Genomic DNA, 8,279 nt, shown 5'->3' on the forward strand with positions numbered 1-8,279 from the left:
AGCATCCGATGCCGCCCGAGACCGAATCCGCCCGCCCTGGTACGAAAGGGCGTATCAAGGAAGACCGTCATTTCGTCACGGCGTTGGCGCGCGGCCTGGAGGTACTGGCCTGCTTCCGCTCGGGCGACCGCATGCTGGGCAACCAGGAACTGGCCCGGCGCTGCAATCTGCCCAAGTCCACGGTCTCGCGGCTGACCTACACACTGACCAAGCTGGGCTACCTGGAGTATGTGGAAGACACCGGCCGCTACCGGCTGGGCAGCGCCACGCTCTCGCTGGGCAGCACGATGCTGGCACGAATGGACGCCCGGCAGATCGCCCGGCCGTTGATGCAGGAGCTGGCCGATTTCTCTCAGGCCATGGTGTCGCTGGGCACGCGTGACCGGTTGAGCATGATCTATGTGGAAAACTGCCGCAGCCATGCCGCGCTCACCCTCAGCCTGGATGTGGGCTCGCGCATCCCGCTGGCCACCACGGCCATGGGCCGCGCCTACCTGGCGATGTGCCCGGACGGCGAACGCCACGACCTGATGGAACGCATCCGCGAATTGGACGAGGGGGCCTGGCCGCGCATCCGCCAAGGCATCGAGCAAGCCGTGCAGCAGTACCGTGAGTTCGGCGTGTGCGCGTCCTTCGGCGACTGGCAGAAGGACGTCAATGCGATCGCCATCGCCTTCCGCCCGGCCGGGGGGCGATCACTCATGGCGATCAACTGCGGCGGCCCGGCCTTCCAGCTCAGCCCCGAGTTCCTGATGACGCAGGTGCGGCCCCGGCTGATGGCGCTGGGAGCGCGGTTGGAGCACGCCGGCCACTGACGGCACGGGCCGCCTGGCCGTTCAGTCGTCGTCGTCGGATCCTGCCACGGCGTCGACGCCGGCCTCCACCACCGCACCCGTCACGCGGATGCCGGTACTCACGACGGCTCCCGTGACCGAGAGGGCCGCACCGGCTGCGGCCCCCGCCACGGTCACGACGGCGCAGCCGGGCAGCAGGCCGCTCAACACCAGTGCGGCCAGGACGGTGAATCTCATCGGAACCTCTGCACAACGGACAAGGGCGCCATTATCCGCCGCGTGCCCTGGAGCCCGAGCAAGCCAACGAAAACCGGGCCCCGCAGGGCCCGGCCGGTGCGCAGCTCAGCCGGCCGCGCGACACCACGGGGCGGCCTCAGGTACCGATCACGCCACCATCTTCCTTCCAGATCACCACGGTGGCCGAGCGGGGGCGGCCACCGGCCGCCTCAGGCCATTGTGAGAATGCCAGCGCGTCATCCTTCGGGTCGACGGAGGGACGGTTCGGATGGCTGCCGTATTCCCCAGGGTGCTGCACGTTGATGAACATGGTGCGCCGGTCGGGCGTCCAGGTGATGCCCGTGATCTCACAACCTGAAGGACCGACCAAGAAGCGGCGGATCTCGCGCGTTTGCGGGTCGGCCACCAGCATCTGGTTGTTGCCCATGCCGGCGTAGTTGCCCACGTTCGAGAAGTTGCCGTCCGTCTGGATCCACAAGCGGCCATCAGCATCGAAGGCCAGGCCATCGGGGCTGTTGAACATGTTGTCGGCGTTCACGTTCGCGGAGCCGGCCTGCAGGCCGGTGCGCACGACGGGGTTGCCCGCCAGAACGAAGAGGTCCCATTCGAAGGTCGTGGCGGCGGCATCGCCACCGGCCTCTCGCCAGCGCACGATCTGTCCGTAGATGTTGCTGGTGCGCGGGTTGACTTCGTCGGCGGTGGTGCGTCCGCTGTTGTTGGTCATCGTGATGTACACCTCGCCGCTGCGTGGGTGCACGGTGACCCACTCCGGCCGGTCCATGCGCGTGGCGCCCACCGCATCGGCGGCCAGCCGGGTGTTGATCAGCAGTTCACCCATGTCGGCAAAGAGGTCGCCCAGCGTCTGGCCAGCGGTGGTGGTCGGTGTGGACAGCACCAGCGGGATCCATACCCCCGTGCCCATCATATCGCCGGTCGTCGCGCCAGCGTCGAAGCGGGCGACATACAGCGTGCCCGAGTCCAACAGGTCGCGGTTGATCGACGGCGTGGTGGCGCTGTAGGTGCCGCTGGAGACGAACTTGTAAACGTAGTCGTTGGCCTGGTCGTCACCCATGTACACCACCACGCGGTTGTTGGCAGCCAGGGTCATCGCGCAGTTCTCGTGCTTGAAGCGGCCGAGCGCCGTGCGCTTCTTGGGCGTGGAGGTCGGGTCGAAGGGGTCGATCTCGACGATCCAGCCGAAGCGGTTGGGCTCGTTGCGCTCGGTGGAGTAGTCGAAACGGGGGTCGAAGTCGGCCCAGCGATAGCTGGAATGGCCGCTGGGCAGGCCATAGCGCGTCTCGTTGGTGTTGCGGGTCACACCGCCGAGGTTGCTGAAATACCCGTTGAAGTTCTCCTCGCAGGTGAGGTAGGTGCCCCACAGCGTAACGCCGTTGCCACAGTTGTTCAGCGTGCCCAACACGGTATGGCCGTCTGGGTCATCGCTGGTTCGCATGAGCGCGTGACCGCGGGCCGGGCCGGTGATGGTCATCGGCGTGCGGCCATGGATGCGGCGGTTGTACGGCGAGGGAATCACCACCTCCCAGTTGCCGTTGACCCGGCGGACGTGCGCGACCGACACGCCGTGGGCGTACTGGCCCTTGCGCACCTGCTCGAGCGACCAGCCCGTGCCGCCGGGCGTGACATCGGCGGGATAGAGGTATTCGTCGTTGAGGTACTCGTGGTTCATCACGAGCAGGCCTTCGGTGCTGCTCCCGTCGATCGGGAAGAAGTGCATGCCGTCATGGTTGTCGCCGAATTGCAGGCGCTGCGAATCGGCGGTGTTCGTGGCGTCGGGCCGCCAGGCCGGCGAGTGGGGGAACAGCGGATCGCCCCAGCGGCAGAAGACGGCCGAGCGATAGCCGGTGGGCACGGTGACGGTGTCCAGCGAGTTGGACCCCACGGCGGTGAAGCCCAGCATCACCGGGGCAGGCACAGGGGTGTCATCGTCGTCATCGCCGCCGCCACAGGCGGACAAGCCGGCGCCCATGAAGCTCACGGCGCCCACGGCCAGGCCGGCCTTCAGAAAGCCGCGGCGCGAGCGGACGGCGTCGGCGATCTCATTGAAGTGAGGCTGGGTGGCGGGGCTGGTCGGAATATCGTCGGAGTCGAACGCGCTCATCGGGGGATCCTGCTTGGGGGTTGGACATCCTGGGCGTGAACGGTTTCACGCCTCAGCGAGCGCGATCATGGGAATTCAGGATGACGCAACCGTGACGGTCCCGTGAAGCGCTTGTCATGCAGGTGCCGAGGGTGCGCCATCCGCACGCACGACCCCGATCAGGACTGCGGCGCGGGCGGCTCGTCTTGCGTGAAGCAGTCTTCGTAGGTGAAGTACAGCGAGGCGTAAAAGGCCGTGACGAACATGAGCGTGGCTGGAAAAGCCACCAGGGCCATGAGCTGAGGGGCTGACAGCAAGGTGAAGATCAGCGTGGCTACCACGCCGAACACCAGCACCGCGGCCGCCCAGGTGAGGAAGTACACGGTGAAAGCCCCCAGGTTGCGCCAGCAGGCCACCACACTGAAGAACACCGACTGCACGGCGCCGGCACCGCCCCAGTGCACCAGGGCCGGGGCATGCCAGAACAGCAGGCTGACCGGCACGGTCAGCAGCAGCCGGCTCAGCAAGGCGCCCTGCATGGCCGGATCGTCCATCATCTCGGCCGTGGCCTCGCCGCTGGCCATTGCGCCCTGCAGGGCATCGACTCGGCCGCCGTCCATCGCGTCGGCCAGCCACATCGTCAGCATGGATAGCACGGCATAGGCCAGTCCGATCTGCAGCAGCGCGGCGACTTGCCGGCGCGATCCGCGCAGCGGCTCGATGAACAACGAGGGCAGGGGGAATCCGCCGTCCACCGCTTTGCGCGTGGCCAGCATGAAGCCCAGCGACACCAGCGGCATGAGCACCAGCACCGCCAGCGCCCCGATCTGGCGCATCGTGATCACCAGTACGAACGCAGCAAACAGGAACGTGAAGAACAATGCCGAGTAGGCCAGCGGCTGGCGCAGGAAGATCTGGAAGCCACGGCGCACCCAAAGGATGCCTTGCAGCGGCCCGACTTGTCGCAGCTTCATGCTTCGGGGTGCCAGGGTGTGTCCACGCGCTGGCGAAGGATGCGCTCGAAGTGCCCCGGATCGTGGGCCTTGAGCATGTGGGCATCGCGCGGCAGGTGGTAGTCCCACAGGCGTGAGATCCAGAACCGCAGCGCACCAGCGCGCAGCAAGGCGGGCATGAGCCTCACCTCGTCATGACTGAGCGGACGCACCGCCTGATAGGCCGCGACAAAGGTGCCGGCGCGTGCCTCGTCGAGCCGGCCCGAGTCGAGGTCGGTGCACCAGTCATTCAGGCACACGGCGATGTCGAACAGGAAAGTATCCACGCCGGCGAAGTAGAAGTCGAAGAAGCCCGTGAGCGTATCGCCCTCGAACATCACGTTGTCGCGGAAGAGGTCGGCATGGATGGGCCCGCGCGGCAGGGCCAGGTAGGCCGGCGACTGGGCATGCAAGCGCTGGAAGGCCAGCTCGCTTTCCAGAAGCTCTCGCTGCGTGGCGTCGAGGTGGGGCAGGACGGACGGCACCGTCTCGACCCACCAGTCGAGCCCGCGCAGGTTGGGCTGGAAGCGCGGGTAGTCCTGCCCGGCCAGGTGCATGCGTGCCAGCATCTCGCCGACCTGGCGGCAATGCACGTGGCTGGGGGCGAGCTGGTGGCCACCGCGCAGCTTGTCCACAAGGGCCGCGGGCTTGCCGCATACGGTGTGCAAGATCTCGCCGCTGGCGTCGGCCTTCGGGTCGGGGACCGGAATACCCCGCGCCGCCAGGTGCTTCATCAGGTGCAGGTAGAAGGGCAACTGCTCGAAACTCAGGCGTTCGAAAAGCGTGAGCACGTACTCGGTGCGCCGGCCCTCGCGTTCGGCAGTGACGAAGTAGTTGGTGTTCTCGATGCCGGAGGCGATGCCGCGCAGCTCCACCAGGCGACCCAGGTTCAGGCGTTGGACCAGGTCGGAGGCTTGTTCAGGCGAGACGGTCGTGAAAACGGCCATGGACGGGCAGTTGCCAGGAGGCCCCGGCTTCAGAAGGTCAGGAAGCGCCAGACGCGCTGGCCCGAAGCTCCACGAGCGCCTTGCTGGGAGGGGTCGCGGCCGCTGTCGGGCGGCACGACCTCATAAGCACGCCCGCCCTTCTTGGGCTGCACGCTGATCTGAAGGGTCTGGCCACGCACCCGCAACTCGTCGATGCGGGTGGACTCGTCCTCGACACGAATGACCTGGACGGCCGGCTCGGGCGTGCCTGTGACCACGGCCGCAGCGGCCACCTGGCCCCAGGCGGGGCAGGTCGCCGCGCCCAGGACGATGGCAAGACAGGCTCGGTTGCGCATGCAGGCATTGTAGGCGCAGCCTGCAGGGGCGGTGGGCTGATTGCTCCACAATCGCGCCCATGGACGAGCACACCCCCACCGCACCGCTGTTGCTGCTGGTCGACGGCTCCAGCTACCTCTACCGCGCCTTCCACGCCCTGCCCGACCTGCGCGGGCCGCAGGGCCAGCCCACCGGCGCCGTGCACGGCATCATCGCGATGCTGCGCCGGCTGCGCGAGCAGTTCCCGGCCGCGCACGCGGCCTGCGTCTTCGACGCCAAGGGGCCGACCTTCCGCAATGAATGGTATGCGCAGTACAAGGCCCAGCGAGCCCCCATGCCCGAGGATCTGGTGGCGCAGATCGAACCCATCCACGAGGTGGTGAAGCTGCTGGGCTGGCCGGTGTTGGAGGTGCCCGGCATCGAGGCCGATGACGTCATCGGCACGCTGGCCCGCGTGGCGCGTGAGGCCGGCCACCGGGTCATCATCTCCACGGGCGACAAGGACCTGGCCCAGCTCGTCAACGAAGACGTCACCCTCATCAACACGATGAGCAACGAGTCGCTCGACATCGAGGGCGTGAAGGCCAAGTTCGGCGTGCCACCCGAGCGCATCGTGGACTACCTCACGCTCATCGGCGATGCGGTGGACAACGTGCCTGGTGTCGACAAGGTCGGCCCCAAGACGGCCGCCAAATGGATCGCCGAGCACGGCTCACTCGACGGCGTGATCGCCGCCGCCGACGGCATCAAAGGGGTGGCCGGCGAGAACCTGCGCAAGGCCCTGAACTGGCTGCCCCTGGGGCGGCGCCTCATCACCGTGGTGACGGATTGCGACCTCTCCGCCCACATCCCAATGTGGCCGCGCCTGGATGCCCTGACGATGCGCGAAGCCGACACCCCTGGGCTGCTGGACTTCTATACACGCCACGGCTTCAAGACCTGGAAGCGCGAATTGGAGTCGCGCACCGCGCCGACTGCTGCAGCCGCGGCGCAGGCCGACCCGCCCGCGGGGGCGGCCGACCTGGTTGCCGACCCGCCGCCCCCCGAGCAGGGCGCGACACTGTCGCGGCACTACGAGACCGTGCTCGACTGGGACCGGCTGGAGGAATGGATCGTGCGCCTGAAGCAGGCGCCGCTGGCCGCGCTCGACACCGAGACCGATTCGCTCGACGCGATGCGCGCACGCATCGTCGGCCTGTCCTTCGCCGTGCAGCCTGGCGAGGCCGCTTATGTGCCCATTGGCCATGCCTATGCCGACGCGCCCGCGCAGCTGCCGCTGGACGGCGTGCTCGAGCGCTTGAAACCCTGGCTGGAAGACGAGGGCTGCCGCAAGATCGGCCAGCACATCAAGTACGACGTGCACGTGTTCGCCAACCACGGCATCGCGGTGCGCGGCTACGTGCACGACACGATGCTGCAAAGCTATGTGCTCGAGGCCCACCGGCCCCACAACCTGGGCAGTCTGGCCGACCGCCATCTCGGCCGCCGCGGCATCGAGTATGAGGAACTGTGCGGCAAGGGCGCTCATCAGATCCCCTTTGCACAGGTCGATGTGCGACGCGCCACCGAATACTCGGGCGAGGACAGCGAGATGTGCCTGCACGTGCATCAAGTGCTGTGGCCGCGCATACAGTCCGAAGCGGGGTTGCGCTACGTCTATGAGTCCATCGAGATGCCCACATCGGCCATCCTGCAGCGCATCGAGCGCAACGGCGTGAAGGTCGACGCGCAGGTGCTCGAGCGCCTCAGCCACGAACTGGCCCAGCGCATCCTCGCGCTGGAGGCGCGCGCGCACGAGCTGGCCGGGCAGCCCTTCAACCTGGGCAGCCCCAAGCAGATCGGCGAAATCCTGTTCGGCAAGCTCGGCCTGCCGGTGGTGAAGAAGACGGCCAGCGGCGCGCCGTCCACCGACGAGGAGGTGCTAGAGAAGTTGGCAGCCGACTATCCACTGCCCGCATGCATCCTCGAGCACCGCAGCCTGTCCAAACTCAAGGGCACCTATACCGACAAGCTGCCGCTGATGATCAACCCGCACACAGGCCGCATCCACACCAACTACGCGCAGGCCGTGGCCGTGACGGGCCGGCTGTCGAGCAACGACCCCAACCTTCAGAACATCCCCATCCGCACGCCCGAGGGCCGGCGCATCCGCGAAGCCTTCGTGGCCCCGGCCGGCCGTGTGATCGTCTCGGCCGACTATTCCCAGATCGAGCTGCGCATCATGGCCCACATCTCGGGCGATGCGAACCTGCGCCGGGCCTTCCAGGAAGGCCTGGACGTGCACCGCGCCACGGCGGCGGAGATCTTCGGTCTGGACCCGCAGCAAGTCACCAGCGAGCAGCGCCGCTACGCCAAGACCATCAATTTCGGCCTCATCTACGGCATGGGCGCCTTCGGCCTGGCCGCCAGCCTGGGCATCGAGCAGAAAGCCGCCAAGGACTACATCGACCGCTATTTCCAGCGCTATCCCGACGTGAAGCGCTACATGGACACCACCAAAGCTCGTGCCGCGCAGCAGGGTTATGTGGAGACGCTCTTTGGCCGGCGCATCGTCCTGCCGGAGATTCGCGGCGCCAACGGCCCGCGACGCAGTGCCGCCGAGCGCCAGGCCATCAACGCCCCCATGCAGGGTACGGCGGCCGACCTGATCAAGCTGGCGATGATCGCCGTGCAGGGGGCGCTCGACCGCGAAAGACGCCGCACGCTGATGATCCTGCAGGTGCACGACGAACTCGTCTTCGAGGTGCCTGAGGACGAGCTCGACTGGGTGAAAGCCGAGGTGCCGCGCATCATGGCCTCAGTGGCCGAACTCTCGGTGCCGCTGGTGGCCGAAGTCGGCGTAGGCGCCAACTGGGATCAGGCGCACTGACCCCCCCATTTGCGGGGAGTGCATGCG

General features: G+C 67.3%; 7 protein-coding genes. 2 read left to right on the top strand and 5 right to left on the bottom strand.

Annotated features, from left to right (window positions below; genetic code table 11):
* The first annotated feature begins 8 nt into the window (after positions 1–8).
* Positions 9–815, top strand: a complete 807-nt coding sequence (locus ACK4ZD_RS06460; RefSeq protein WP_409659794.1) for an IclR family transcriptional regulator — start codon at positions 9–11, stop codon at positions 813–815.
* Between the two features lie 21 nt (positions 816–836).
* On the opposite strand, the gene ACK4ZD_RS06465 is transcribed toward ACK4ZD_RS06460, so the two are convergent.
* The 5 genes from ACK4ZD_RS06465 to ACK4ZD_RS06485 form a co-directional block, all read right to left on the bottom strand.
* A complete protein-coding gene (locus ACK4ZD_RS06465; RefSeq protein WP_409659796.1) occupies positions 837–1,031 on the bottom strand; it encodes a hypothetical protein in 195 nt (64 codons plus the stop codon).
* A 136-nt stretch (positions 1,032–1,167) separates the two neighbouring features.
* A complete protein-coding gene (locus ACK4ZD_RS06470) occupies positions 1,168–3,150 on the bottom strand; it encodes a PhoX family protein (protein ID WP_409659797.1) in 1,983 nt (660 codons plus the stop codon).
* A gap of 158 nt (positions 3,151–3,308) precedes the next feature.
* The gene (locus tag ACK4ZD_RS06475; RefSeq protein ID WP_409659799.1) at positions 3,309–4,103 is read right to left on the bottom strand and encodes a BPSS1780 family membrane protein; all 795 of its coding nucleotides are present in this window, start codon (positions 4,101–4,103) and stop codon (positions 3,309–3,311) included.
* The gene (locus ACK4ZD_RS06480; RefSeq protein ID WP_409659801.1) at positions 4,100–5,068 is read right to left on the bottom strand and encodes a homoserine kinase; all 969 of its coding nucleotides are present in this window, start codon (positions 5,066–5,068) and stop codon (positions 4,100–4,102) included. The genes ACK4ZD_RS06475 and ACK4ZD_RS06480 overlap by 4 nt, the downstream gene beginning before the upstream one ends.
* Before the next feature lie 29 nt (positions 5,069–5,097).
* Positions 5,098–5,403 carry a hypothetical protein gene (locus tag ACK4ZD_RS06485; protein WP_409659802.1) on the bottom strand — a complete coding sequence of 102 codons (306 nt, stop codon included), beginning with the start codon at positions 5,401–5,403 and terminating at the stop codon, positions 5,098–5,100.
* A gap of 59 nt (positions 5,404–5,462) precedes the next feature.
* Here ACK4ZD_RS06485 and polA point away from each other — a divergent pair, with 59 nt between their 5' ends.
* Complete coding sequence (gene polA / locus ACK4ZD_RS06490; protein ID WP_409659803.1) at positions 5,463–8,252, top strand: DNA polymerase I; 2,790 nt, start codon at positions 5,463–5,465, stop codon at positions 8,250–8,252.
* Positions 8,253–8,279: the final 27 nt, after the last annotated feature.

It is taken from the genome of Caldimonas sp., from assembly GCF_046291045.1.
GTDB lineage: Bacteria > Pseudomonadota > Gammaproteobacteria > Burkholderiales > Burkholderiaceae_C > Caldimonas.

Excerpts from the sequence above, each read along its gene's own strand:
- ACK4ZD_RS06460 (WP_409659794.1), top strand. The coding sequence starts at position 9 with ATGCCGCCCGAGACCGAATCCGCCCGCCCTGGTACGAAAGGGCGTATC.
- ACK4ZD_RS06465 (WP_409659796.1), bottom strand. The coding sequence starts at position 1,031 with ATGAGATTCACCGTCCTGGCCGCACTGGTGTTGAGCGGCCTGCTGCCC.
- ACK4ZD_RS06470 (WP_409659797.1), bottom strand. The coding sequence starts at position 3,150 with ATGAGCGCGTTCGACTCCGACGATATTCCGACCAGCCCCGCCACCCAG.
- ACK4ZD_RS06475 (WP_409659799.1), bottom strand. The coding sequence starts at position 4,103 with ATGAAGCTGCGACAAGTCGGGCCGCTGCAAGGCATCCTTTGGGTGCGC.
- ACK4ZD_RS06480 (WP_409659801.1), bottom strand. The coding sequence starts at position 5,068 with ATGGCCGTTTTCACGACCGTCTCGCCTGAACAAGCCTCCGACCTGGTC.
- ACK4ZD_RS06485 (WP_409659802.1), bottom strand. The coding sequence starts at position 5,403 with ATGCGCAACCGAGCCTGTCTTGCCATCGTCCTGGGCGCGGCGACCTGC.
- polA (WP_409659803.1), top strand. The coding sequence starts at position 5,463 with ATGGACGAGCACACCCCCACCGCACCGCTGTTGCTGCTGGTCGACGGC.